Source organism: Pseudomonas sp. LB3P58, from assembly GCF_054897895.1.
Genome location: NZ_JBUBVE010000001.1, coordinates 3,377,222 through 3,400,996 on the forward strand (window position 1 = coordinate 3,377,222; position 23,775 = coordinate 3,400,996).

Genomic DNA, 23,775 nt, shown 5'->3' on the forward strand with positions numbered 1-23,775 from the left:
TTGCTAACGAACTCTGCTTCCTGGCCAAAAGTTTTCACCTTCATTTTTCGGGACGTCGTTCCGACCTTAAACCTCGAGACAAGCCCTCAACGCCAGTTCGTTTTTTCCTTGGTCTCATGCTAGGTTGTACGATGACCGATAAGTGATATTTTCACTCTCGCTCCGACGACCCACAACAACAAGGAAACACCCATGAAAAAAGTGAAACTGCTGATTGGATTCTTGTGCCTCTTCAGTGGCTACGTAGCCGCCGCCCCTGCTCCCGCGGACAAGGATGTTGCGCAAGCCGTCGATCATCTGACGCAGGCCATGTTGCACAAGAACATTGCCGAACTGAAAGCGCTGACTGCCGAGAACCTGACCTACGGGCACTCCAGCGGGAAGATCCAGGACAAGAAAGCATTCATCGACGATATCGAAACCGGCAAAAGTGCCTTCAAAACCCTGGAGATGCAGAACCAGACCATCACCGTATCGGGTGACGTAGCGTTGGTCCGTCACCACTTCTCGGCACAAGCCCTCAAAGGCACCGAAGTGGTTCCGACCGAAATCGAGAACTTCCAGATTTGGCAAAAACAGAAAGGCCAATGGTTGCTGGTAGGTCGACAAGCGTTCAAGTTCTGATTCTTGCGTAACGAAGGGGACATCGGTCAACCAGGCTACGGTGTCCCCTACTCTCCCCTTTTACCTACCGTTGATCCGCGAGTTTGGCTTGGGCCTAATAAAAACATATTTGTATGCTTAAATTGATATTGTCGAACAATCCCACCACCAGAGGGTGCCGTCATGAATATCAAAGTCCTGGCTTTAATGCTGTTGGCGTTCTGTGCTCAACCGGTCTGGAGTCAGAATCCCCCCGCCGCACCGGCCTCCGCTGATAGCGCTGCGCTGACCACACGCCTGGCCTTGCGCGACCTTTGGGTCGAGCATATTTTCTGGATCAGAAATTACGCGGTCGCCAACCAGGCAGCGAACAAACAGCAAGCCAAAGTCGCCGCTGACCAGGTCGTCGACAACGCGACCAAAATCGCCAACAGCATCGCTCCGCTCTACGGCCAGCCTGCTGCCGATCAACTGCTCAAGCTGCTTGCCGGTCACTGGGGCGCGGTGAAACACTACAGCGACGCCACGGTCGCCAAAGACACGAAAGGCAAGCAGGCAGCCGTCACGGATTTGACCAGCAATGCCAAGGCGATTGCGGCCTTTCTGGCCAAAGCCAACCCCAACCTGCCTGAAAACACGCTGGTTGCCATGTTGTCAGCTCACGGCGGCCACCACGTTGCCCAGGTCGATGAACTCGCCGCGCACGACTATGCAGGCGAAGCACGCACCTGGCAGATGATGCGCACCCACATCGTGTCGCTGGCTGACGCGCTGACGGCCGCACTGGTCAAGCAGTTCCCGGACAAATTCTGATTCCGCGCGAGGGCAAACCATGCTGGAAGGACTGGGCCGTACACAGCAGGACCTGCTCAATGCGCTGCTGCACCATGCGGGCGGCATGAGCATTGACGAGTTGGCTGACCATCTTTCGGTGACACGCACCGCCGTTCGCCAGCATCTGGCGGCACTGGAGCGTGACGCCTTGGTGCTGCGCGGCGAAACCCGTCCGACGGGCCGGCGGCCAGAGCAGCTGTATCAGCTTACCGACCATGCGCGGGAGCAGTTCCCTCGCCAATACCAGATGCTGGCCAGTGTGCTGATCGAGGAAGTGGCCGACATCATCGGCCACGATGCTCTGGCTTCGCTGATGCGCAGCATGGGCCGAAAACTGGCCCAGGACCGCGAACCTCAGGTGGTTGACGAAGCCAGGATCGTGCAGCACATGAACCAGGCGGGATACGAAGCAGAAGTGTTTTTTCGCTCGTCCGACGACAAGGAAATCGTCGCGCATAATTGCGTCTTCCACCGCCTGGCCGCGGCCCACCCGGTGGTCTGCGAACTGGACCTGGCCTTGATCGGAGCGTTAGGCGGAGGTGAAGTCGATCACACGGAGTGCATGGTCCGTGGCGGAAATGTCTGTCGATTCAAACTGCGACCAGTCGTAGAAAAGGCCAGCGAGCCTGATAACTCCGGGCCTTCTGATCGAACAGATCGGGCTGATGATTCACCGGATTGATCCGTAAAAGCCCTTCTTCGACATCGCTCAAACCGTAAGGCGCATACACCTCGCCGGTCACCACATCCAGACCGATACACGTCCCCGCAATCAGATACCGATCGATGCCATCCTTTGCCGACTGAAGCTTGGGATAAGCCCTGCCGAATCGCTGACCGTACCAAAGGTGAACCCGTGCCTGGTTCTTGATTTCGATGTTTTCGTCGAGGTCGTGAAAGAGCTTCCGGGCGGCAACGATGACTTCATTTTCGGCCTCCCACGACACGTCTTCATCAAAGTAGAAAACGTCGTAATCCTTGATGCCCCAAGCAACTGGAAGCCCGGCTTGATGATTCCAGACCGCCTGAAAAAGGCAGCCCGCCGTCAACAGGCATTGGTCCAGGCCGAGTGAAGGCAAGCGCCGGGCAATCTCCGCGTTTGCCGGATTGGCCATCGCGATCTCAATCAACGTTTCAGCGGTTAACGTCATGCTCTCTCCATGGGATGCATCAAATCCTGGGGGCTGACGATACATTAAAACCGCCTGACGGAAGACCGGGCACTTGGGTTTCACTCAACCCGGCAGACCGCTACAGTGACGCGACCGACACCTGAGAAACGATGAACATGGATGCACTTCACCAAGGAAGTTGCCTGTGCGGCGCAGTGAAATATGGAGTGGCCGCTGAGCTGAAAGCGGTTACCCATTGCCATTGCAGCCAATGCCGCAAGAGCCACGGGGCAGCGTTCGCAACGTATGCAAGTGCGCCCAGGTCGGCGATTACGATCATTGCGGATGTCGAGACGCTCAAAACCTTTCACTCGTCTGAAGGCGTCGTCCGACAGTTCTGTGGCGACTGCGGCTCTTCGCTGTTCTGGTCTGATTCCAAAGGTGAGTATTCGGACTGGGTGTCAGTGGCGATAGGCACGCTGGATACACCGTTTCTGAGTGAAAAACAGAAACACGTGTGCGTTGCATCGAAAGCGCCGTGGTACGCAATCGAGGATCGGTGGCCGCGGACCGAGTGAGCGCTTTCGGCCAAAAAGTGAAAGCACATGAGGTACATTGATACCTGATCCCAAATTCACTGATGGGAGGGACCGTACTATGACGACGCGAACTGAAACTGCGATCCTGGCCGGTGGCTGCTTCTGGGGCATGCAGGATTTGCTGAGACGTTACCCCGGCGTAGTGTCCACGCGGGTGGGATACTCGGGCGGCGATGTGCCCAATGCCACTTACCGCAACCATGGCACGCATGCGGAAGCGATCGAGATCGTGTTCGATCCGGACCAGATCAGCTATCGCCAGATCCTCGAGTTTTTCTTCCAGATCCACGACCCGACGACGACGAATCGTCAGGGCAACGATGTGGGTATGAGCTACCGGTCGGCACTCTTCTATCTCAACGATGAACAGAAGCAGGTGGCCGAGGACACGGTAGCCGACGCTGATGCATCTGGCTTGTGGCCCGACAAGGTCGTCACTGAAATCGTGCCCGCAGGTCCATTCTGGGAGGCAGAGCCGGAACATCAGGACTACCTCGAACACTACCCCAACGGCTACACGTGCCATTTCATTCGGCCAAACTGGAAACTGCCTAAACGAGCGTGATGGTACGGCCAGAAGCGCAGACTGAATGCTGTCTTGCCCAGCCATGAAATTGCGCACGAATCTCGGCGGCGCAACGCATTGGGTCAGTGGTCGAGCGTTTACGCGGGGTTACACCAGCGCGAAGGCGAAATACCGAAGGCCTTCTTGAAGTGCCTGGACATGTGGCTTTGATCGAAAAAACCTGCCTCGATCGCCGCATCCGACAGCGCCAGCCCCGCTTGGGTGAGCGCTTTCACTCGGTCCAGGCGCCGCAGCGTGAGATAGCGGTGCGGACTGGTGCCGAAGAACACACGAAAGTCATTCGACAGGCTCCAGCGATCCCGCCCGGCGCAATCGGCCAGGTCGTCGAGGGTGATCGGCCGATCAAGGTTGTCGTCAATGTACTCGCGGGCTCGCACCGCAGCGGCGAAGTGGTGGGCTGTCCGGCCGGGAGGCTTGCCCGCGAGTTCCGCCAGGGTCGTCACGAAGGTGTAGAGGGCGTCGTCTTCCGCCAGCGAATCCAGTTCGTCACCCAGCGTATCGAGCAGCACATCGGCCGCAGCGGCCAGGCGCGGATCCCCGGTGACGCCCGCCTTGAAAAACGGTAGCGGCTTGCCCTTTACAGTCTGCTGGACCAGGGATGGCGGTACGTACACGCCGCGATAACGGAAACCCGCCTCGGAGCCTGCGCAACCATCATGTAATTCGTCTGGATGCACGATCATGGTTTCACCGGGCAGACACAGTTTCGACTCACCCCGGTAATTGAAACGGTGCACGCCGGCGACGGTTCGACCGATTGCGTACGTGTCGTGCCGATGCGGGTCGAAGGCGTGCGCGCAGAAGAACGCTTCGAACCGCTCAAGCTTCGAAGTCTGGGGAGCATGTCTGACCCAGTCTCTTTGCGAAGGGTGATCTTGCATGGTGGCGCACCGGTGCGATTGCAGATAGGTACCTTCGAAACCATAACACGACGAATCGACACGTAGCTCGAGCCGGTTCATGTCGCCTGAACGTGCAGGTAGAACGCGTGGAACATGAAGAAAGCACAGACCACCAGCGCCAAGCCCATCAGACGATTGAACACCGTGAAGTAAGACTCACGGGTAATTCGCCGACCGAGGATGGCGCCCAACAGTGAATAGACACCCGGCGCCCCGCCGCCGGCGATCGCCAGCAGCGCAGAGACGATCGCGATGGAGGCACCGGTAATGTGCGCCGCCGGCAACATGACGCTGGTGATCGGCAACACCACCATGATGCCTTTGGGGTTCAGCACCTGAATCAAAAATCCGTTCCAGAACGTCAGTGTCTTCTGCGCCGCTACTGTAGGCTCGCGGCCCTCCCCCGGCACCACCGTCGTTGCGGTATAGACCTGGTAGGCGAGATAGAGCGTATAGAGACCGCCGATCAGGGAAATATAAGGCAGCGCCCCCTGGGAAATAATCGCTTCACCGGTGTAGCCGAAGAGGATGAACAGCACCAGCAACGCGCAGCCCACGCCGACGAAGAAGCCCAGGGAACGCCGAAATCTACCTGTCAGCCCGGCATTCAGCGCCATGAAATTGACCGGCCCCGGGCTGTACATCACGCTGAAGGCGTAGAGAAAAATGTCCATGACTTGCCTGTAATTAACCCAGAAACGCGGTACGAATCGTTGGAGTCTACGCAGGCAGCCTGACGCTTGGCTTGTACGTTTGTGGGTGGTGAATGAGTGGGTTGACGCCTGGTAATAACCCACTTATTGATTGAGCACGCTCATCGGTTTTTCCGGTTGAGAGCGTCTCATCAACAAAAGGATTATTCAGTGATCAGCTTCAGACAGCGCGCCGCCAAAGGGCTGCAAGTAGGCGACAGCTTCACGGTATCCCGCCGCTTCAGTGAGCAAGACATTCAACGCTTCGCCAACATTTCCCGCGACTACAATCCCGTGCATTTCGATGCACGTTTCGCCGAGGCCCGCGGCTTCAGGGCACCGGTTTCCCATGGCCTGCTGACGGCCAGCCTGTTCACCGAAATCGGTGGGCAGATCGGCTGGCTGGCTTCAGGTATGACGTTCCAGTTCAAGAAGCCCGTGTATGCCGGCGACACCATCACCTGTCATTGGGTGATCACAGACATCGATGAAAAGGACCGCGCCACGGCGGCTATCACGATGACCAACGAGGACGACATCATCGTCCTGGAAGCACAAACCAGCGGCGTCGTGCCGGGCGTGAAGGAGCGGGAAATCCTGACGCAGATGTTGCACGAAGGTGATCCCACAAACGGTGTAACGGCCCCTCGCGAATGACGGCTGAACACGTATCGGTAACGCATCAGATAGCCCGAAGATTTGTATCGCTGTGTATTTTCGCGGGCGATCTTACACAGCGATACACAACCACTGAATCAGGACACATACGCAGTACATGAAGGTGAAAAAGTGGGCGGCGTCGAACACCTGGCGTTCTCCGATGAACCCAGGCTAAAGAGCCCAACACCCCAGCAGGAGCCACCTCATGATCAATGAAATCGATACCGTGCTTTACACCGGCAAGACCCACACGACCGGAGGCCGTAACGGCGAGTCACGAAGCGACGATGGACGTTTGGACATCAAACTTTCCGCGCCTGGCTCGTCAGGGAGTGGCACCAATCCCGAACAGCTGCTGGCGGCAGGTTGGTCGGCCTGTTTCATCGGTGCAATGGGTAAGGCGGCTGTCGCGTTGAAGGTGACCCTGCCGAGCGACGTCGCCGTCGATGCCGAAGTGGACCTGGGCAAGACCGAGGACGCCTTTTTCCTCCAGGCGCGCCTCAATGTCAGTCTTCCGGGTCTGGACCCTGCTGTCGCTCGGGCGGTGGTGGATGGCGCCCACCAGCGGTGCCCGTACTCGAAGGCGACCCGTGGCAACATCGACGTTACGATCAATCTGGTTTAACCCAAAGCACTCCGTGCGACGCTGTTCACTTAAGATCGGGGTACATATCCGTTTCTGCGGTGATGGCTGATTACGGTTTCGCTTTTACAGCGAGTCACTTGGAAAAGCCCCAAGTAACCAAGGGCTCTTGCCCCTCCATTCGGTGCCTCGCCTAGGCTCGGCATGCCCTCACTCCGGCATTGCTCCGGGGGCCCGCCGCCATCGGCCATCCATGGCCGGGGGCGGCTACCGCGGCATCCTTGCCGCGGTGCCCCCTGCGCAACGCCTGCGTTCGGCCTCTGGGAAAGGGGCAAGCAGATCAAGATCAAAATCCAAAGCCAAAACAAGATCAACAGCTCCCGGCACCCACTGATCGTTCCCACGCTCTGCGTGGGAATGCATCCCGTGACGCTCCGCGTCACCAGTGCGTAGGACTTAAGTCTTGCGTCGACAGCGGAACGCGGAGCGTCCCCGGCGGCATTCCCACGCGGAGCGTGGGAACGATCAACAACTTTCGCTTCTCACCACTCAACAGGCCGAGCGTTAGCTCGCCTGCAGCTTTTGATCTTGATGCACCGCCCCATCGAGAGGCCGAGTGGAGGTTCTGCGCAGTGGGCAACCCGGCATGGATGCCGGGTTAGCCGCCCCCGGCCATGGATGGCCGATGGCGGCGGGCCCACGGAGCAGGACCGGAGCGAGGGCATGCCGAGCCTAGGCGAGGCACCGAACGTCAGGGGCAAGAGCCCTTGGTTACTTGGGGCTCTTCCAAGTGACTCGCTGTAAAAGCGAAACCGATAGCCGCCGTGACCGCAGAAACGGATATACACACAAAAAACAAAACACAGCCCGGCAGGCTGCGCTGGCCAATCCGCTCAATCGTCCTCATGCAACTTGATGCCGCGAGCGTGAAGCAGGTGCGGAACCACCAGCACCAGCAGCGTCAGCGCGAGGAACGCGGCCGATATCGGTTGCGTCACAAACACCAGCCAGTCTCCCTCGCTGATGGACAAGGCGTTGCGCAGCTGTTTTTCAGCCATCGGCCCCAGCAGCATGCCGACGATCACCGGGGCGACGGGAAAATCGAAACGACGCATCAGCACCCCGCCCCAACCAATCGCCAACATCAGCAAAAGATCGAAGGAAGAGTGACGCATGCCGTACACGCCAATGGTGGCAAACACCAGAATGCCGGCGTTCAGGTACGGCCGGGGAATCTGCAGGAGCTTGACCCACAGCCCCACCAACGGAAGATTCAGCACCAGCAGAATCACGTTGCCGACATACAGCGAAGCCACCAGGGTCCAGACCAGTTCTCCCGACGTCTGGAAGAGCATCGGCCCCGGTTGCAGGTTGTAGTTCTGGAACGCGGCCAACAGAATCGCCGCCGTGGCGGACGTCGGTATGCCGAGCGTCAGCAGTGGCACCAAAGAACCCGTCGCGCTCGCGTTGTTGGCCGCCTCGGGACCGGCAACCCCCTCGATCGCCCCCTCGCCCTTGCTGCCCGCAAACTCTTTCGGGTACTTGCTCAATTTGCGTTCCGCCGAATAGGACAGGAACGTCGGAATTTCAGCGCCACCGGCCGGAATCGACCCGAATGGAAAACCGATCAATGTGCCCCGTAGCCAGGCGGGGACCGAACGCTTCCAGTCAGCGCGCGTCATCCACAACGAGGTCAAGCGGTGCCGACCGGACGCTTCTTCTTTTTGATAAAGCAGGCTGTACAAGGACTCACCCACGGCAAACAAACCGACCGCGACGAGCACGACTTCAATGCCATCCACCAACTCCGGTACCGCCAAGGTGTAGCGGGCAATGCCCGAGGTCGAGTCCAGGCCGATCAAGCCGATGGTCAGTCCAATCCCGAGCGAGGCAAAACCGCGCAGCATTGAAGCGCCGAGGACCGCAGATACCGTCGTGAAGGACAGCACCAGAATCGCGAAATACTCCGCAGGACCAAACTTGAGCGCCAGTGTGGCAACAACAGGGGCAAACAACGTCAGCAACACCGTCGCGATGGTGCCGGCAACAAATGACCCTATCGCGGCCGTTGCCAGGGCCGGTCCTGCCCGGCCGTTGCGCGCCATGAGATTACCTTCCAGCGCCGTGACCATGGAGGACGACTCACCGGGCGTATTGAGCAGGATGGAAGTGGTCGAGCCGCCAAACTGCGCGCCGTAATAGATACCGGCGAACATGATCAAGGCGCCCGTAGGATCGACCTTGGCGGTGATCGGCAGCAGCAACGCAACGGTCAGCGCCGGCCCAATACCCGGCAAAACCCCAATGGCGGTGCCGAGCAAACAGCCGATAAAGCCCCACATCAAATTGATCGGTGTCAGCGCAGCAGAAAAACCAATGGCCAGGTTCGCGAGAGTTTCCACCTTGTTTACCTCCTTCAGCCCGGGTCAGATCCAGGCGTTGACAAGGGGCGGCAGGGAAACCCCTAGCCCGGCGTTGAACAGCCAGTAAATCGGCAGGGTCAAGGCAATACCGATGGCAAGATCGCGCACCGGACGCCGACTGCCAAACCCCCGCGCCGAACAGGCAAACAGCAGCCCGGCGGCCAATACGAACCCGATGAGGTTAATCAGCACGGCCACCCCCACAAGCCCCGCCGTCACCCAGGCTGCGCCGGATTTGCCGCCGGGCAGCGCTTGGGCCGCTTCGTCATCGTGGTCTGCCAGCTCGCGGAAACCGCCGGTGACGGCCTGATAGCACAGCAACAGACCGACGACGCCCAGGAACACCGAGACGGCGTACGGATAGACGTGGGCTCCCAGGATGACGAAGCCCATCTCGGGAGGAAACCGGAATGCGCCCACCGCCAACACGGCGCTGATGGCAATCACTCCGACGCCAATCGCCAGTTGCACCGGCACGATTGCGCGAGGCTGGGTCATTTCGAAACCAGCCCGACCTCGACCAGCATTGCACGCAGCCGCACATGCTCTTCGTCGACGAATTTGCCGAACTCATCGCCAGTCAGGACGTTGGGTGACCATTTGTTGGTGTCGATATTTTCTTTCCAGACTTTGCTGTTGGTGGCGGCAACGACGGCGTCGATCACTTCTTTGCGCTGCTCGGGCGTGAGGTTCGCGGCACCGTAAACACCACGCCAATTGCCGATGGTCACGTCGTAGCCTTTCTCTTTCAGGGTCGGTGCATCGATGCCTTCAATGCGTTCTGGCGCGCCGATGGCAAGTACTCGGAACTGGCCGTTCCTGATGTATTGGCCAAGCTCGGCATAGCCACCGGTGATCACCTTGATCTGCCCGCCCAATGCCTGAGCAACGACTTCACCCCCACCCGCGAAGGCGACGTAATTCACCTTGTTGACCGGGACACCCATTTTCGCGGCCAACTCGGCAATACCGATGTGATCGATCGACCCCTTGGAGCCACCGCCCCAGGAAATACTGGTCGGCTTGTCCTTGAAGACTTTCAGCAAGTCCTCCAGAGTTTGGAACTCGGATTCCTTGCGGACGGCAATCACGTTGTATTCGGTAAACAGCCGAGCAATCGGCGTCACGTCCTTCAAGGTGATTTGTGGCTTGTTCTGTTCGATGGCAGTGACCATGATCGCACCGACAACCAGCAGCGCATTCGGATCGCCCTTGGTGCTGTTGGCGAACTGCGCCAGCCCCAATGTCCCCCCTGCTCCGCCCTTGTTCTCGAAGGTGGTGGATTTGGCCGTGTTGGCCTCGATCAAAGCTTTGCCCAGGACCCTGGCGGTCTGGTCATAACCGCCACCCACAGAACCCGGGGCCATGAACTTGACGGTGTCCAGCGCAAGGGCCGGTGTCGCGAGTGCGGCAGCGGTCATTCCTACTGCCATGTAGCGGCTGAATCGACTAAACAAAGCGAACATGCGTTTTCTCCCGAGACTTTTTGTTTTTATGGGCACCCGTTGGACGTCGATCAGGGAGCAAACCCTGATCAATGAATATCCATCTCGGGATAAGCGTAGGCCATGGTTAGGGCCATGACATACAACAAAGAATCTCTTGGAATAAGACCTGGACACTTTCCGCGAATTATCGCCGATTGCCTGAGTGCCCGAAGTTATGTGTTGGTTTTCAACTTGGTCCACAGGCGGGTCGTCAACCGTGCGATGGCCGCGGGAAGTTCCTCGACGGTAAACAACTTGTCCAACACACGTGTCGGCGGGTAAATCGCCAGGTCCTGCTTCACGGCCGGAACAACATACTGATCCGCCGCAAGGTTGGGGTTGGCGTAATGGATACTGTTGCTGATGTTGGCAATGACTTGAGGTGTCAGCAGGTAGTTCATGTAGGCGTAGCCATTCTTCTCGTGCGGCGCACTCTTGGGCATGACCACCATGTCGAACCACAGCGTGGAACCTTCGTCAGGGATCGAATAGGCGATGTCGATGCCGTTGTTGGCTTCCTTGGCGCTGGCGGCCGCCTGCACGATGTCGCCATTAAAACCGATCACCGCGCAGACATTGCCGTTCGCCAGGTCGCTGATGTACTTGGAGGCGTGGAAATACTGGACGTAAGGTCTGATTTTGAGCAGCGCCTGCTCGGCTTTCTTGTAATCCGCCGGCTCGTGGCTATGCGGTGGAAGCCCCAGGTAATTCAGGGTGATCGGCAGGATCTGCGTAGGGTTATCGATAATCGCCACGCCGCACTGACTCAGCTTCTTGATGTTGTCTTCATCAAAAAACAGTTTCCAGGAATGGGTGACATCGGTGTTGCCAAAAATCGCCTTGATCTTCTCGACGTTGTAACCAATACCCGCCGTACCCCACATGTACGGATAACCGTACTGGTTGCCCGGATCATTGACCTCGAGTTTTTTCATCAGCGCCGGGTCAAGGTTTTTCCAGTTGGGTAGCTGGCTTTTATCGAGTTTCTGCACCGCCCCGGCTTTGATCAATCGGGACAGAAAATGGTTTGAAGGGCTCACCACGTCATAGCCGGTATTGCCGGTCATCAGTTTGGATTCGAGCACTTCGTTGCTGTCGTGAATGTCGTACGTTGCCTTGATCCCCGTTTCCTTGGTGAACGTGGTCAAGGTGTCGTCGGCGATGTAGCCGTTCCAGTTTGAAATATTGACGACTTCGTCGGCGTAAGTGGCTGCCGACAACGTCGTCAGCACGACCATCAGGGAAATGTTATTGACGCGCATGTTCAATCACCGAGTGTTTGATGAGTTTTTATTGTTTGATCGCCGGGTGTTCTAGATTTCTGTTTTGGCCCTGACCGCCTCCACGCGCATTCGAAGCATGGCACCGATATCGAGCAAGGGGCGCGGCGGCAGCCAGCCCGGCGCGGCTCTGCGCATCACTGATTCGAGGATGGGCGAGCTGTCACCCGATGCCAGTTCGGCGAGCAAGCGTCCCCAAAGGGTGCCGCGTGCGACGCCCGAACCGTTGCAGCCGGCCACCGCAAACACACCTTCGTCGACCTTGGAAAAATAGGGTTGCCCGGTGCGCGAAGCGCTCAAGTGTCCGGTCCAGGTGTATTGAATGTCCTGCTCGCTCAAGAACGGGAAGCGTCGTTGCAAGCCGAGCACATGATGTTTGCGCCGATGCAGCAGCTCACTGTCGGATAAATCCCGAGAACGGTATTCCGCCGTGTTGCGGATCATCACGCGGCGGTCCGGGGTCAGTCGCACCGTGGCGCCCAAGGGCCGGGTGGACAGCACGCCCCAAGGCTCAACCGCGCCGATGGACTTGAACTCGGCGTCGGTGAGCGGCCGTGTCAGGCTGGCGCTGAGTTCCATCGGGAACGTCCCGCTGTCCTCTATCCCTGAGCGCGGAATGAACGCGTTCAGGCACACCAGGACTTGCCTGGCCTCGATGCTTCCCTCGGCGCCATTGGCGCGAATACGCCCTTTGCCCAAACGCTCCAGGCCGGTGATATCGGTATTCTCAAACAGGGTCACGTTGGCCGGCAGCGTATCCAGCAGGCCCTTCACGTATTTCGCCGGTTGCAGCAGTGCGTTGCCATTACCGCACCAGATCGCGGCCTGGTAATGCGCGGTGCCCAGTTGTTTGCTCAGCGGTTCACCTTCCAGAAAATGCGCAGAGGCGCCGACAGCGCGTAGCGTTGCCAGTTTGGCCGCGACATCGGTCAACTTGCCGGGATCGTTGACGGCGAAGTAGTAGCCCGACTCCCTGAATTCACATTCGATATCGAGACGCGCAATGCGCTGGCGTACTTCGTCACTGGCGGCACGGGAAATCGAGGTATCGACTTCAAAACCGGCGAACCCGGGGTTGCCGATCAACTCATCTTTGGCAGGATGTTCGTGTCCCACCACGAAACCGGAATTGCGCGCCGAGGCGCCCTGCGCCGCCCGTTGTCTGTCGACAATCACGATCCGCGCCTGAGGGTGCATTTCAGCGAGTGTGTGAGCGGCGCACAGCCCGGTGATACCGGCGCCGACAATCAGCCAATCGGCTTTTTGTGTGCCTTTGAGAGCATCGCGAGCGGGAGAACTCCCCGCCTGCGCAATCCAGCCACATACATTGGTCATGCATCACCTCATTACCTGTCGTTCTGCAAGCACCGCACATGACGTCATCGCATGAGTATTTCCGGCTGGCGCTGGCTAGAGCTAGAATCTATAAGGCCTGTAGTGATACAACCAACGTTATAAAATCATCGAGCTATTCAAAAAACGCATGGATAAAATTCACCACGTTCCTTCTCTCCAGGCCTTGCAGGCGCTGGTCGAGGTCGCAGGCTCGGGCAGCTTCACGCAAGCGGCGCAAAAGCTGTGCCTGACCCAAAGCGCAGTGAGCCGAAAAATCCAGCAGTTGGAGAGCCACTTCGACTTGCCGATGTTCGTGAGGAATAGCCGCAGCGTTCGACTGACACCGGAAGGCGAGCAGGTGCTTGCGACCGCCCGAAGTATCCTGGCGCAACTGAAAACCCTTGAAGATCGGCTGACGCCGCAAAAACGCCCCTTCCGCATACGCATGCATGTGTCGCTGGCGGTTCGATGGTTGCTGCCAAAGTTGAGCGAGTTCTATCGAAGTCATCCGCAGGTTTCGCTGTCGATCGAAACCGTGGCCACGGAAGTGGTGGAACCGGCCATCGACAGCGACGCCTACATCCTCTATCTGCCAGAGCCGTCCCGCGATCCTGACTGCCTGACGTTGTTCGAGGAGGCGCTGGTGCCGGTGTGCGCCCCAGGCCTGGGTAGCACGACCCAACCGTTGGAGTCGGTGGCCGACCTCGTGCGTTTCCCGCTGTTGCATCGTTCGGCGGACAAACATGACTGGTTCCGGTGGCTGCAAGCCAATGACGGCCAGTCACTCGAGGACTACCGCCACATCCCCTTCAACCTCGACGAGTTGGCGCTCGATGCGGCGGCGCGAGGGCTGGGGGTCGCCATGACTGACCTGACCCTGGCAGGCGAATCACTCGAACGCGGCGTGCTCGTCGTTCCGTTCGGCCACCCCTTGAAGACCCGCGGCATTTACGCCTTGAACCTGCAACCTTCCGCCGCCGCTCATCCAGCCTGTTCGCTGATCATGCAGTGGTTCACCCAACAGGCCGAACAGCCATCGTCGGATCGCCGCCCGGAGACAAGCTCGCTCCCACAAGGATCTTAGTTGTGGCTAGATCCAATGTGGGAGCGAGCCTGCTCGCGATGGCGTCCGCTCAGACACCAAAAATCGCAAAAACAAAACTGGATGTCTATGCCCCGCGCCCTAGCCCTTCAGTCGCATTGGCAAAAGCAGCGCTCGCCTCTTGAACCAACCTGCGCCATTCAGCGCTGTTGATGAGTCCGGTGCGCTCCATCTCATCGGCAGCCTTGAGCAACGCGTCATATTGCTCTTCGGCATCCATCCGGATTTCGGGCACTTTCAGGAGCTGATACCAGGCCGCCAGGGCTTCGCTCTTTTGATCATCACTCATGCTCAAACTCCCAAAGACAGTCTTCGTTTTGAAGTTTTTTCATGGGTGGCGTTCCTCGCTCCCGACATACGGCAGGCACGCATAAAGACGGGCGCGCCGTGCATTACAAACTTGTCATTGAGTTGTCAGCGTCGCCAGCACCCTAGCTTCATACAGTGGCGTCGTCAGTCACCTACCGCGGGTGACACACCTCCCACTGATGACAAGGGTCGACACCATGAAAGCAATGAGTAAATTCTGCCTGATCGCCACCAGCCTGTTGATGCTGGGCACCGGTTCCGCCATGGCCAGCAACATCGCGCAGGTCAAGGCCAACAACGTCGTGCTGGTGCACGGTTCCTGGGCCGATGGCTCGAGCTGGTCGGACGTGATCACCCGGTTGCAGGCCGCTGGCTTGCACGTCACGGCGGTGCAAAACCCGTTGACCTCGGTCGCCGACGACGTTGCCGCCACCCAACGCGTGCTCGATCAGCAAGACGGTCCGACCGTACTGGTCGGCCACTCCTACGCCGGCACCGTGGTCAGTGAAGCCGGGATCAATCCAAACGTCAGCTCGCTGGTTTACGTCGCAGCCCGGGCACCGGACGCCGGCGAGGACTTCGTCGCGCTGTCGGCCAAGTACCCGACCATGCCCGTGCGCGCCGGCACCGAGGAGCACGATGGTTTCATCAGCCTGAAGCAAGACGCCTTCCTCAAATACTTCGCCAGCGACGTGCCCCACGACAAGGCGATGGAACTGTTTGCAGTCCAGCAACCGATCGCCAAAACCCTGTTCACCGACCGCACCACCGCCGCCGCCTGGCACACCAAGCCGTCGTGGTACGCGGTCTCCAGCCAGGACCAGACCATCAACCCGGACCTGGAACGCTTCCTCGCCAAACGCATGAACGCGACCACCATCGAGCTGCCGTCGAGTCACCTGTCTTTGGTCTCCCACTCCAAAGAAATCGCTGACCTGATCCTCGAAGCCGCTGGTCGCCAACCGTAACGTCGACGCCGTTTCATTACAAAATTGTCATTCCACTGTGGGTCGGCTGTGCGGATCGCCTGGTTAACCTGAGTTCACTGCCAGGCAACCCATCGGCAGCCAACCTGCCCCTGAATAGAGGGAATCATCATGAAAATGTTAATCCTCGGTGTTGCTGCTCTCCTCGCCACCGGTTCGGCGTTTGCCGCTACCCAGACCACCGAACCTGTCATCCACGACAAGACCGGTTTCTTCGTCCACCTGGACATCGCCAAAGACCTGTCCAGCAATATCATCTCGCAAGAATGCGGCATCGTCCCCGAGCAGCTGATTTACCTCGACCATCAGGGTCGCAAGCACGTGCTGGATTACCAGGTCCAGGGCATGGGTTGCATTGGTGACAATTGATCAGACGCCTGTACTCACGGAGGATCGGGCTACACTGGCGCCACTGGCTGACCTCTGTAGCCCGCCGCCGCGACCTGTATGTTGCCGACACCGAACCAGGCAGACCCCATGAACATCCTCGTAGTCGAAGACGAACCCAAAGCAGGTAATTACCTGCTCAACGGCCTGCAGGAACTCGGCTACTCCGTCAGCCTGGCCCGCGATGGCGCCGATGGCTTGCACCTGGCGCTGGAGAACGATTTCGACGTCATTGTGCTGGACGTCATGATGCCGAAAATGGATGGCTGGGAAGTCCTGCGCCGCTTGCGCAAGGAAGCCGATACCCCGGTGCTGTTTCTCACGGCCCGCGATGACATCGCCGACCGCATCAAGGGCCTGGAACTGGGCGCCGACGATTACCTGATCAAACCGTTTTCCTTCGCCGAACTGGTGGCGCGCCTGCGCACCCTGACCCGGCGCGGTCCCACCCGGGAAGAAGAACAGTTGCAAGTCGCCGACCTGCAAATCGACGTGCTCAAACGCCGCATCACCCGTGCCGGCGTGCGGATCACCCTGACCAACAAGGAGTTCGCCCTGCTGCATCTGTTCGCCGCGCACCAGGGCCAGGTTCTGTCGCGCTCGATGATCGCTTCGCGAGTCTGGGACATGAATTTCGACAGTGACACCAACGTCGTGGATGTCGCGGTGCGGCGCCTGCGGCTAAAAATCGACGACCCGTTCCAACTCAAGTTGATTCACAGCGTGCGCGGTATCGGCTACCGCTTCGATACTCAACCATGACCTCACGCCTTCGCCACTCGTTGACGCTGCGCCTGGCCCTGGTGTTTGCCTTGCTCGCCTTTGTCTCGCTGACCCTCCTGGGTGTGGCGTTGTCCCGGGATCTGGAACGCGAGCTGATTCGTCGCGACGACGCCGCCCTGGTGAACCGCATCGATCAACTGCGCACCTTCCTCAACGACAGCAACACGCTGGATCTGATCAAGACCAAACCGGCGCTGTTCCAGAACATGCTCGGCAATCGCGAGGCACTGCTGACCATCGGCGCCCCCGGACAAAAACCCTTGCTGGTGGTCAACCCGGGAAACCTCGCCGTGCCGTCACTGGCGCCGGTGGCCATGGACCATCCGTTGGCGCTGGCCGACGTGCAGCATTACCCAAGTGTGGACGGCGTGCCCTTCGCAGCGCTGGCGGCGACCATCGACTCCGGCGATCTGGGCAGCCTGCAAGTGGTCACCGGGCGCCTGATGACCGAGCGCACCGCGGTCCTCGCCCGCTACCGACTCAACGTGTACCTCTTCGCCAGCGTGGCGGCGATTCTACTGGCCCTGTCCGGCTATCTGCTGGTGCATCGCGGGCTCTTGCCTGTGCGACGCCTGGCCCGACACGCCCAAGGCATCGGCGTCGGCAACCTCACCGAGCGCCTCGACAGCCAGGGTGCACCGCGGGAACTGCTGCCGATGATCGAAGCGTTCAACGCAATGCTCGACCGTCTCGGCAAGGGCTTCGTACAACTGGGTCAGGTGTCGACCGACATGGCCCATGAACTGCGCACGCCGATCAACAACCTGCTCGGCGAAACCCAGGTCGCCCTGCAGCAAAACCGCAGCATTGAGGCCTATCAGCAACTGCTCGCCTCCAACGTCGAAGAGCTGGAGCGCCTGGCGCGGATGCTCGACAACATGCTGTTTCTGGCCCGCACCGACCCGGCCAGTGCTTTGCGCCAACGGCAGGAACTGGATGCAGCCGATGAAATGGAACGCATGGCCGACTATTTCGAAGGGCTGGCGGCGGATGTCGGGATCAGCATCGATGCCCGGGGCAGCGGAGTGATCTGGGCCGAACCGATGTTGCTACGCCGCGCCCTGGCCAACCTTTGCGCCAACGCGATCAAATACGGTGCGCCTGACTCCGAGCTGTTCATCCGCGCCACACCCGCGGCCGACGGCATCCGCCTGCAAGTGCGCAACCACGGCCAGACCATCCCCGCCGAACACTTGCCCAGACTGTTCGAGCGTTTCTACCGCGTCGACGAATCTCGCGAACGCTCGGCCCACTCCAACGGCCTGGGCCTGTCGATCGTGGCGACGATCATGCAGCTGCACAATGGGGCTTACAGTGTTAGCAGCAGCGAAGGCATCACGTGCTTCGAGCTGTTCTTTCCGGCGCGGCAATTGGATGAATGATGTCCCGGCACCCACTGATCGTCCCACACTCCGCGTGGGAACGATCAGGTAAGTCCGGGCTTGCTCCGGTTTTTTTACCTTTTGCGCTTTCGACCTGTTCAGGTGGATCTAATATCTACTTCAATTGAAATGGCAAAAAACACCAGCGCCCTTGAGCAGTTTCGGCATAGGCCAATAACGTTGCCGACTCTAGACTCGCCCTCAATAAAAATACTGAAACGCAATCGAATCCAGGGGAACCCGCATGAACCCATCCGACATTTTTGTTATCAGCGCCGTCCGCTCGGCTATCGGCAGCTTTGGCGGTTCGCTCAAAGATGTGCCGCCTATCCAACTGGCCACTGACGTTTGCCGCGCCGCCATTGAGCGTTCGGGGCTGGCGCCTGAACACATCGGTCACGTGGTGATGGGGCATGTGATCCCGACGGAAGCCCGTGACGCCTACATCTCTCGTGCCGTGGCGATGAATGCCGGCCTGCCGAAAGAGACGCCCGCCTTCAACGTCAACCGCCTCTGCGGTTCTGGTTTGCAGGCCATTGTCAGTGCCGCTCAAAGTTTGATGTTGGGGGATGCCGGGGCTGCGCTGGCGGGTGGCGTCGAGTCCATGAGCCGCGGGGCCTATATCTTGCCGCAGGCGCGCTGGGGCGCACGCATGGGTGATATGCAAGCCATCGACTACGTGCTCGGCGCTCTGCAAGACCCGTTTGGCGGTTACCACATGGGCATTACTGCGGAAAATATCGCCGAGCGCTATGGCATCACTCGTCAGGCTCAGGATGAGTTGGCGCTGCTCAGCCAGCAACGAGCGGCCCGGGCGATTGCTGAAGGGCGGTTTACCGACCAGATCGTGCCGATCGAAGTGGCCTCCCGCAAAGGTACCGTGACGTTTGCGACGGACGAGCATGTCCGCGCCGAGGTCAATGCCGAGCAACTGGGCAAGATGAAACCGGCCTTCAAAAAAGACGGCAGCGTCACCGCCGGCAACGCATCCGGCCTCAATGATGGTGCCGGAGCACTGATCATGGCCACGGGTCAGATGGTTCTTGACCAAGGCCTCAAGCCCATCGCACGACTGGTCGGTTATGCCCACGCCGGTGTGGAGCCAGAGCTGATGGGGTTGGGACCGATTCCCGCCACCCGCCTGGTCCTCAAACGCGCCGGCCTGACCGTTGCCGACCTGGATGTCATCGAGTCCAACGAAGCATTCGCGGCCCAGGCGTGCGCCGTGGCGCAGGAACTGGGCTTCGACCCGGAGAAGGTCAACCCCAACGGTTCGGGGATCTCGCTGGGGCATCCAGTCGGCGCGACCGGTGCGATTATCGCCACCAAGGCGATTCACGAACTGCACCGTGTTCAGGGTCGTTATGCCCTGGCTACCATGTGCATCGGCGGCGGCCAAGGCATCGCCGTGTTGTTCGAACGCGTCTGATCGACCCAAACGAAGACGGCGCCCATTATGGGCGCCGTTTCGTTTTACCCCGATGGAATCAGTGCGCAATGCAATCAGACTCCCTGCGAACAATCCCGAAGGCTGACCAGGCACGACCTTGCTGCTGACACAGCGGACGCCCCCGCTGCAGGCCGGTCGGTATCTCGATGGGCTTCATTTTTTCAGGCCCTGAGGTTCTACTAAACTACTCAGGACTACGCAGATTCAGTGAATGATTTCACAGTACTGCTAAAGTGATAGCACGCGTCGCCACATGCTCCCAAAGCCTGTAATTTTCGAAGGTGGGTGGCTAATCACGGTGACGACAACGCTCTCAAGCGAGGGCAGCATGAACTGAATCGCGTCATCATCGAGCGCGAGGGGCAGCAGACATGAGGTCTAAATATGATATTTGAGCCCAACAGTACCCGTTCCGTTCTCCAGCGAAGAAGCAGTACCAGTATCGTTATTCAGGCTGGTCTCGATTGTGTTGCGGTGACCGGCGTTGCGTGGTTTTTGATCAATTATCATATCGGCTTCATAACGCAGTCCTATGTCATCCTGCTCCTGTTGCTGCTGGGGGCGTTGGCCGTCGTGTACGACCACTATGCTATTTACCGCAGCAATGTTGTTTTTACCGTCAAAGCCTTCAAGCTTTTGAAAGCGTGGACTGCCACGTTTGGCTTTCTCGTTGCCATGGCCTTTCTTACCAAGCAAAGCGAACAGTACTCACGTTTATTGGTTGGGCAGTTATTTGTTGTTGGATATTTTGCTCAGTTGCTTTTGCACCTCGCGACACGCGAGATGCAGAAGAAGTTTTTGGCCCACCCGACTCAATTGGAAAACTCGCTCATCATTGGCTCGGGCGAACTGGCCAGCTATCTTCACAAGAAAATCAGCAATAATCCCTGGCTCGGTGAGCGCATAGTCGGCTGTGTGTTGATTGGCGCGGACGATGATCGGGGAAAGGAAAGTCTGGAAGGCGCGCAACGTCTGTCGATACTGGGCGATATCTCCGACCTTGATGAGTTAGTTGTTAAACATGCCATTCGTACCGTCTATTTCGTGACCCCTCTGGGTGGCTCAGAGGTCATCCAGGATGTTTATTTAAGGCTGTTCGATAAACACATCTCTGTTAACTGGGTGCCTGATATTTTCTCGTTGCGCCTGATCAACCACAGTGTTCGCGAGATTGCCGGCATTCCCGTGCTGACCTTGTCTGAAACTCCGCTGATGGGGATGCGTCTGTTTCTGAAGAACCTTGAGGACAAAGTCCTCGCCTTTCTCATTTTGGTTCTTGCAGCGCCAGTCCTGGTAGCCGTCGCCATTGCCATCAAGCTCGATAGCCCCGGCCCCATATTCTTTCGTCAGCAGCGCATGGGGTGGAGTGGAGAAGCTTTTCGGATCTGGAAGTTCAGAAGCATGGTCGTCCATCAGCCGGAAGACGGCATCGTCAAACAGGCGCAAAAGAATGACCCGCGCATGACCAGGGTGGGAGCCTTTATTCGGCGAACCAGCCTCGATGAACTACCGCAGTTGTTCAACGTTTTGATGGGGGAAATGTCTCTGGTGGGGCCTCGCCCGCACGCTATTCAACACGATGTGCAGTACTCGCCCGACGTCTCGGGCTACTTTGCGCGTCACAACATTAAACCGGGCATCACAGGCCTGGCTCAGGTGCGTGGCTATCGTGGTGAAACGAGGGATATAGATCAGATGATTCGGCGTGTTGACTCGGACATTGAATACATCAACAACTGGTCGCTATGGCTCGATTTCGTCATCCTTGTACGAACGGTGTTTGCCTTCTCCGGTAAGCATGCCTACTAAGCTGACATTACCCAAAATACCGGGGTGGCTTCCTGCCCCGGCATGAATTCAGATATCCAGAAACCTGAAGAAGCTGTTATGCCGGAAATAGATCCAGCGTCCGCTCAACCTCATCGGGATCGATCCTGAAGCCATTGCCCTCTTGCGTACCGACCACAAAGCCAAAGTTTTGGTGATCACGATCCGTTAGATATTTGAAAAAACAGAGGAAGCGATTAGGGGGCTGCAAAACCAGCAGCGAACCACCCGGCTGGAGTACATTAACGCCGTGTATTAGATGACTCCCTTCAATCCCTACCACTGTTCTTGCACCGGCACAGGCCGCCACGATAGTCGGAACGTCGGATGTTGCAGGATCGATAATCCGAAACCCCCTGCGGTCACGCAGACGCTCGGCAAGTTCCAATTCATTGCGTAACAATCGCAATTCTCCCGTGCCACCTCGCAAAACGAACACGCCTGGGTGATCGCAAACTTTTACGTGCGAGAGTAACTTTTCACCCATCGCCCGAAAACGCAGGTGCTTATGTCGATTTTGACTTAGGTCGTCAAAGATAACGAGCTCACGAAAAAATGCATCGCGCAAACGAACCGGCGTCATACCAAGCCAGTCCTCATAGCCGGGGGCGTGAAGTATGCAGGTCGTAACGGTGGACACAAGGTTGGCAGACACTGCCGTGGTCACCGGAACGCCTTCCTCGCAGGCTATTGGATAGGTTATACAATCATCCATTAACCACGAGCCAAACCATTTATTCCCTCCCGCCGTACAAAACATCGCACCGCGATCAATTTCGTTTTCTACGCGAATCTTTGGTAACCATCCAGATCTAGGCGACAACGAAGACTTGGCATTACCTTTGTAAAGAGTGCCATCAATTAACCAGACATCTTTAAGCAGGTAGCCTCGTGTTGGCCCATGTTCAACACTGCCCACTCCTTCCATTGTGCGACGGGGATGCTCGTAAGGATAAAAAAGCTCCCCTGCCCATCCCGTCACACGTTCGAGTTGATTGGGAAGGAAAAAAGCGGGCGGAGCAATTGAGATTTCGCCTGGAGCAATTTCCCACGTTTTCACGGCCAGGCTTTGCAGCGTTAACGACGGCTTCCGTATAAGTCGCGTTTTAAGAATGTGTTTATACGCAGCAAGGCTCCACTTTGATTGGCCGCCACTCGTCAATGCGTTAAATTTCGACATATGCCCCCCATCGTAATGTGGTTATACCGAAACAGCGTTTATCGCCAAACACGTAAACCGTACTTCTTTAAAGCAACCTATTCAGGTGGATACAATAGTTTCCAGAATAGGGGGTAATGCCAGATGAGCGTAGCGGCCGCGCAAGGTGTCGAGAAGCGCCTCTTCCGGTTTTCTAGAACAATGAAGATATATTTTGAACAGCCCACCAAAACCCATTTCACGATATCGACCCGCGACTTCCTCATCACTTGGTCCGTCCGGCAACCCAAGATGAAGTGTCAGCTTTTTGCCTTCGACAGCAAATAGAGGCGTCTCCCAAAGAAATTGCGCCGCGCCCACCTTAGGCAGTCGAACAAATAAATAGCCGTAGTTACCCAGCGTATCGACATCACCACCACGCCGTCGTTTCCATTCGAGAAGTCCATCGTCCGGGCGTGCCAGGCAAGTTCCGATATCATAATAGTCAAAACCATTTTCTATCGCCCACTCAAGCGCCATGAACGTGGTAATCGAGTTAATTTCGCGTAATTTCTTAGCATCTGAAAATACAACATCGGGGTAGCCGAAACGGACGGTGCTCCAGTAGCGTTTTCCTGCCCGGGTAATCACGCACCCAAGATGGCATGCAACAATTTCATCCTCCAGCAGTACTAGATCGAGCCGCCCGGCGCTTTTTGCCACCCGTTGAACTTCACGAGATTCAATTTGAGAGGCCGCTGCTCCATGCCTTGCGCTGGCATAGGGCTTCAGCATTTCCCGATCTGCGATTTCAATTTCGTCATCGTTCAAGGCCTGTTTCATACGATAGCGCAACCGGTTCTTGCGCAGATTTCGACGCAACTCGGTATTGTACCTGGCCGTAATATCCTCAATTGACCGGCTCAGCGGAACGACAGCACTTAAATATTGAGGCACGTATAATGCACCCAAGGTCGGCATTTCACTGACCCACACTGTCCGTTCTGAATTATCCAACTTCAATTGGCTATTAACCGTTTGAGATTCAGCGCCCAGTAGAACCTTTACAAATTCCCGCTGTGTTTTCCTGCCCACATAGAGAATGTCATAAGTGCTGTCTTCGCGCAGTTTGAATCTGGCAATTTCCCAGCGCCAAAAACATGCCCTCCCCCCTATATCTTGCAACCAGGCGCGCGCTTTCCTTAGCTCAAATCGCATTGAAGGAGAGATTAGCTTACGTATTAATTCGGTTATGTATTTTTTCATTTGGTTATTAGCACACTTCAAGGAATGGCCATTTGAGTTTACAAATCAA

25 protein-coding genes are annotated in these 23,775 nt (G+C 57.7%); 14 read left to right on the plus strand and 11 right to left on the minus strand.

Translation table 11 applies throughout. The annotated features are described in order from the left end of the window. Positions 1–192 precede the first annotated feature (192 nt). The 3 genes from ACYZTZ_RS15600 (at position 193) to ACYZTZ_RS15610 (ending at position 2,119) form a co-directional block, all read left to right on the plus strand. Entirely contained in the window at positions 193–624 is a 432-nt protein-coding gene (locus ACYZTZ_RS15600; RefSeq protein WP_461998868.1) for a nuclear transport factor 2 family protein, read from the plus strand. Between the two features lie 162 nt (positions 625–786). Next, on the plus strand, positions 787–1,416 hold the full coding sequence (locus ACYZTZ_RS15605; RefSeq protein ID WP_461998870.1) for a hypothetical protein: 630 nt from the start codon (positions 787–789) through the stop codon (positions 1,414–1,416). A 19-nt stretch (positions 1,417–1,435) separates the two neighbouring features. Beyond that, positions 1,436–2,119, plus strand: a complete 684-nt coding sequence (locus tag ACYZTZ_RS15610; RefSeq protein ID WP_461998871.1) for a helix-turn-helix transcriptional regulator — start codon at positions 1,436–1,438, stop codon at positions 2,117–2,119. Here the strand turns inward: ACYZTZ_RS15610 and ACYZTZ_RS15615 are convergent. Then, entirely contained in the window at positions 2,028–2,588 is a 561-nt protein-coding gene (locus ACYZTZ_RS15615; RefSeq protein ID WP_461998872.1) for a nucleotidyltransferase family protein, read from the minus strand. The genes ACYZTZ_RS15610 and ACYZTZ_RS15615 overlap by 92 nt on opposite strands. A 137-nt stretch (positions 2,589–2,725) precedes the next feature. On the opposite strand from ACYZTZ_RS15615, the gene ACYZTZ_RS15620 reads away from it, so the two are divergent. Continuing rightward, entirely contained in the window at positions 2,726–3,127 is a 402-nt protein-coding gene (locus tag ACYZTZ_RS15620) for a GFA family protein (protein WP_461998873.1), read from the plus strand. 79 nt (positions 3,128–3,206) lie between these two features. Then, positions 3,207–3,713, plus strand: a complete 507-nt coding sequence (gene msrA / locus ACYZTZ_RS15625; protein WP_046049025.1) for a peptide-methionine (S)-S-oxide reductase MsrA — start codon at positions 3,207–3,209, stop codon at positions 3,711–3,713. 98 nt (positions 3,714–3,811) lie between these two features. On the opposite strand, the gene ACYZTZ_RS15630 is transcribed toward msrA, so the two are convergent. Together ACYZTZ_RS15630 and ACYZTZ_RS15635 are read right to left on the minus strand one after the other, a co-directional pair. Next, a complete protein-coding gene (locus tag ACYZTZ_RS15630; protein ID WP_461998874.1) occupies positions 3,812–4,615 on the minus strand; it encodes a helix-turn-helix transcriptional regulator in 804 nt (267 codons plus the stop codon). Between the two features lie 77 nt (positions 4,616–4,692). Next, a complete protein-coding gene (locus ACYZTZ_RS15635) occupies positions 4,693–5,310 on the minus strand; it encodes a LysE family translocator (protein ID WP_461998875.1) in 618 nt (205 codons plus the stop codon). A gap of 189 nt (positions 5,311–5,499) precedes the next feature. Here ACYZTZ_RS15635 and ACYZTZ_RS15640 point away from each other — a divergent pair, with 189 nt between their 5' ends. Together ACYZTZ_RS15640 and ACYZTZ_RS15645 are read left to right on the plus strand one after the other, a co-directional pair. Then, positions 5,500–5,985 (plus strand): MaoC family dehydratase, encoded by a 486-nt coding sequence (locus ACYZTZ_RS15640; RefSeq protein WP_461998876.1) that lies wholly within the window; start codon positions 5,500–5,502, stop codon positions 5,983–5,985. Between the two features lie 208 nt (positions 5,986–6,193). Next, positions 6,194–6,613 carry an organic hydroperoxide resistance protein gene (locus ACYZTZ_RS15645; protein ID WP_192409698.1) on the plus strand — a complete coding sequence of 140 codons (420 nt, stop codon included), beginning with the start codon at positions 6,194–6,196 and terminating at the stop codon, positions 6,611–6,613. Positions 6,614–7,464: 851 nt separating this feature from the next. Here the strand turns inward: ACYZTZ_RS15645 and ACYZTZ_RS15650 are convergent. From ACYZTZ_RS15650 to ACYZTZ_RS15670, 5 genes are all read right to left on the minus strand, one after another. Continuing rightward, entirely contained in the window at positions 7,465–8,973 is a 1,509-nt protein-coding gene (locus ACYZTZ_RS15650; RefSeq protein WP_461998877.1) for a tripartite tricarboxylate transporter permease, read from the minus strand. 24 nt (positions 8,974–8,997) lie between these two features. Then, positions 8,998–9,492: a tripartite tricarboxylate transporter TctB family protein gene (locus tag ACYZTZ_RS15655; RefSeq protein WP_461998878.1), complete on the minus strand. Its 495-nt coding sequence runs from the start codon at positions 9,490–9,492 to the stop codon at positions 8,998–9,000. Then, positions 9,489–10,460, minus strand: coding sequence for a tripartite tricarboxylate transporter substrate binding protein (locus tag ACYZTZ_RS15660; protein WP_461998879.1), 972 nt, complete (start codon positions 10,458–10,460; stop codon positions 9,489–9,491). Before ACYZTZ_RS15660 ends, ACYZTZ_RS15655 begins: the two co-directional genes overlap by 4 nt. 194 nt (positions 10,461–10,654) lie before the next feature. Continuing rightward, positions 10,655–11,743: a polyamine ABC transporter substrate-binding protein gene (locus ACYZTZ_RS15665; RefSeq protein WP_461998880.1), complete on the minus strand. Its 1,089-nt coding sequence runs from the start codon at positions 11,741–11,743 to the stop codon at positions 10,655–10,657. Positions 11,744–11,794: 51 nt separating this feature from the next. Further along, positions 11,795–13,096: an NAD(P)/FAD-dependent oxidoreductase gene (locus ACYZTZ_RS15670; protein ID WP_461998881.1), complete on the minus strand. Its 1,302-nt coding sequence runs from the start codon at positions 13,094–13,096 to the stop codon at positions 11,795–11,797. 148 nt (positions 13,097–13,244) lie between these two features. Between ACYZTZ_RS15670 and ACYZTZ_RS15675 the strand changes: the two genes are divergently transcribed. After that, on the plus strand, positions 13,245–14,180 hold the full coding sequence (locus tag ACYZTZ_RS15675) for a LysR substrate-binding domain-containing protein (RefSeq protein WP_461998882.1): 936 nt from the start codon (positions 13,245–13,247) through the stop codon (positions 14,178–14,180). Between the two features lie 85 nt (positions 14,181–14,265). On the opposite strand, the gene ACYZTZ_RS15680 is transcribed toward ACYZTZ_RS15675, so the two are convergent. Further along, entirely contained in the window at positions 14,266–14,487 is a 222-nt protein-coding gene (locus ACYZTZ_RS15680; protein WP_461998883.1) for a hypothetical protein, read from the minus strand. A 217-nt stretch (positions 14,488–14,704) separates the two neighbouring features. Here ACYZTZ_RS15680 and ACYZTZ_RS15685 point away from each other — a divergent pair, with 217 nt between their 5' ends. The 6 genes from ACYZTZ_RS15685 to ACYZTZ_RS15710 all read left to right on the plus strand — a co-directional run bounded on the left by ACYZTZ_RS15685 (position 14,705) and on the right by ACYZTZ_RS15710 (position 21,304). Further along, on the plus strand, positions 14,705–15,475 hold the full coding sequence (locus ACYZTZ_RS15685) for an alpha/beta hydrolase (protein ID WP_461998884.1): 771 nt from the start codon (positions 14,705–14,707) through the stop codon (positions 15,473–15,475). 129 nt (positions 15,476–15,604) lie between these two features. Next, positions 15,605–15,862: a DUF2790 domain-containing protein gene (locus ACYZTZ_RS15690; RefSeq protein ID WP_056743465.1), complete on the plus strand. Its 258-nt coding sequence runs from the start codon at positions 15,605–15,607 to the stop codon at positions 15,860–15,862. Positions 15,863–15,970: 108 nt separating this feature from the next. After that, positions 15,971–16,642: a heavy metal response regulator transcription factor gene (locus ACYZTZ_RS15695; RefSeq protein WP_056743466.1), complete on the plus strand. Its 672-nt coding sequence runs from the start codon at positions 15,971–15,973 to the stop codon at positions 16,640–16,642. Further along, the gene (locus ACYZTZ_RS15700; protein WP_461998885.1) at positions 16,639–18,045 is read left to right on the plus strand and encodes a heavy metal sensor histidine kinase; all 1,407 of its coding nucleotides are present in this window, start codon (positions 16,639–16,641) and stop codon (positions 18,043–18,045) included. The genes ACYZTZ_RS15695 and ACYZTZ_RS15700 overlap by 4 nt, the downstream gene beginning before the upstream one ends. 244 nt (positions 18,046–18,289) lie before the next feature. Next, the gene (locus ACYZTZ_RS15705) at positions 18,290–19,474 is read left to right on the plus strand and encodes an acetyl-CoA C-acyltransferase family protein (RefSeq protein WP_461998886.1); all 1,185 of its coding nucleotides are present in this window, start codon (positions 18,290–18,292) and stop codon (positions 19,472–19,474) included. Between the two features lie 405 nt (positions 19,475–19,879). Next, positions 19,880–21,304 (plus strand): undecaprenyl-phosphate glucose phosphotransferase, encoded by a 1,425-nt coding sequence (locus tag ACYZTZ_RS15710; protein ID WP_056743474.1) that lies wholly within the window; start codon positions 19,880–19,882, stop codon positions 21,302–21,304. A gap of 76 nt (positions 21,305–21,380) precedes the next feature. On the opposite strand, the gene ACYZTZ_RS15715 is transcribed toward ACYZTZ_RS15710, so the two are convergent. Together ACYZTZ_RS15715 and ACYZTZ_RS15720 are read right to left on the minus strand one after the other, a co-directional pair. Beyond that, positions 21,381–22,502, minus strand: coding sequence for a glycosyltransferase 61 family protein (locus tag ACYZTZ_RS15715; RefSeq protein WP_461998887.1), 1,122 nt, complete (start codon positions 22,500–22,502; stop codon positions 21,381–21,383). Between the two features lie 81 nt (positions 22,503–22,583). Continuing rightward, entirely contained in the window at positions 22,584–23,726 is a 1,143-nt protein-coding gene (locus ACYZTZ_RS15720) for a hypothetical protein (RefSeq protein WP_461998888.1), read from the minus strand. Positions 23,727–23,775: the final 49 nt, after the last annotated feature.

What these genes read in the sequence shown, in the direction of transcription:
- ACYZTZ_RS15685 (WP_461998884.1), top strand. Translation starts at nt 14,705, where the DNA reads ATGAAAGCAATGAGTAAATTCTGCCTGATCGCCACCAGCCTGTTGATG.
- ACYZTZ_RS15635 (WP_461998875.1), bottom strand. Translation starts at nt 5,310, where the DNA reads ATGGACATTTTTCTCTACGCCTTCAGCGTGATGTACAGCCCGGGGCCG.
- ACYZTZ_RS15630 (WP_461998874.1), bottom strand. Translation starts at nt 4,615, where the DNA reads ATGCAAGATCACCCTTCGCAAAGAGACTGGGTCAGACATGCTCCCCAG.
- ACYZTZ_RS15670 (WP_461998881.1), bottom strand. Translation starts at nt 13,096, where the DNA reads ATGACCAATGTATGTGGCTGGATTGCGCAGGCGGGGAGTTCTCCCGCT.
- ACYZTZ_RS15705 (WP_461998886.1), top strand. Translation starts at nt 18,290, where the DNA reads ATGAACCCATCCGACATTTTTGTTATCAGCGCCGTCCGCTCGGCTATC.
- ACYZTZ_RS15690 (WP_056743465.1), top strand. Translation starts at nt 15,605, where the DNA reads ATGAAAATGTTAATCCTCGGTGTTGCTGCTCTCCTCGCCACCGGTTCG.
- ACYZTZ_RS15700 (WP_461998885.1), top strand. Translation starts at nt 16,639, where the DNA reads ATGACCTCACGCCTTCGCCACTCGTTGACGCTGCGCCTGGCCCTGGTG.
- ACYZTZ_RS15675 (WP_461998882.1), top strand. Translation starts at nt 13,245, where the DNA reads ATGGATAAAATTCACCACGTTCCTTCTCTCCAGGCCTTGCAGGCGCTG.
- msrA (WP_046049025.1), top strand. Translation starts at nt 3,207, where the DNA reads ATGACGACGCGAACTGAAACTGCGATCCTGGCCGGTGGCTGCTTCTGG.
- ACYZTZ_RS15615 (WP_461998872.1), bottom strand. Translation starts at nt 2,588, where the DNA reads ATGACGTTAACCGCTGAAACGTTGATTGAGATCGCGATGGCCAATCCG.
- ACYZTZ_RS15680 (WP_461998883.1), bottom strand. Translation starts at nt 14,487, where the DNA reads ATGAGTGATGATCAAAAGAGCGAAGCCCTGGCGGCCTGGTATCAGCTC.
- ACYZTZ_RS15600 (WP_461998868.1), top strand. Translation starts at nt 193, where the DNA reads ATGAAAAAAGTGAAACTGCTGATTGGATTCTTGTGCCTCTTCAGTGGC.
- ACYZTZ_RS15655 (WP_461998878.1), bottom strand. Translation starts at nt 9,492, where the DNA reads ATGACCCAGCCTCGCGCAATCGTGCCGGTGCAACTGGCGATTGGCGTC.
- ACYZTZ_RS15620 (WP_461998873.1), top strand. Translation starts at nt 2,726, where the DNA reads ATGGATGCACTTCACCAAGGAAGTTGCCTGTGCGGCGCAGTGAAATAT.
- ACYZTZ_RS15710 (WP_056743474.1), top strand. Translation starts at nt 19,880, where the DNA reads ATGATATTTGAGCCCAACAGTACCCGTTCCGTTCTCCAGCGAAGAAGC.
- ACYZTZ_RS15645 (WP_192409698.1), top strand. Translation starts at nt 6,194, where the DNA reads ATGATCAATGAAATCGATACCGTGCTTTACACCGGCAAGACCCACACG.
- ACYZTZ_RS15720 (WP_461998888.1), bottom strand. Translation starts at nt 23,726, where the DNA reads ATGAAAAAATACATAACCGAATTAATACGTAAGCTAATCTCTCCTTCA.
- ACYZTZ_RS15665 (WP_461998880.1), bottom strand. Translation starts at nt 11,743, where the DNA reads ATGCGCGTCAATAACATTTCCCTGATGGTCGTGCTGACGACGTTGTCG.
- ACYZTZ_RS15610 (WP_461998871.1), top strand. Translation starts at nt 1,436, where the DNA reads ATGCTGGAAGGACTGGGCCGTACACAGCAGGACCTGCTCAATGCGCTG.
- ACYZTZ_RS15605 (WP_461998870.1), top strand. Translation starts at nt 787, where the DNA reads ATGAATATCAAAGTCCTGGCTTTAATGCTGTTGGCGTTCTGTGCTCAA.
- ACYZTZ_RS15695 (WP_056743466.1), top strand. Translation starts at nt 15,971, where the DNA reads ATGAACATCCTCGTAGTCGAAGACGAACCCAAAGCAGGTAATTACCTG.
- ACYZTZ_RS15660 (WP_461998879.1), bottom strand. Translation starts at nt 10,460, where the DNA reads ATGTTCGCTTTGTTTAGTCGATTCAGCCGCTACATGGCAGTAGGAATG.
- ACYZTZ_RS15715 (WP_461998887.1), bottom strand. Translation starts at nt 22,502, where the DNA reads ATGTCGAAATTTAACGCATTGACGAGTGGCGGCCAATCAAAGTGGAGC.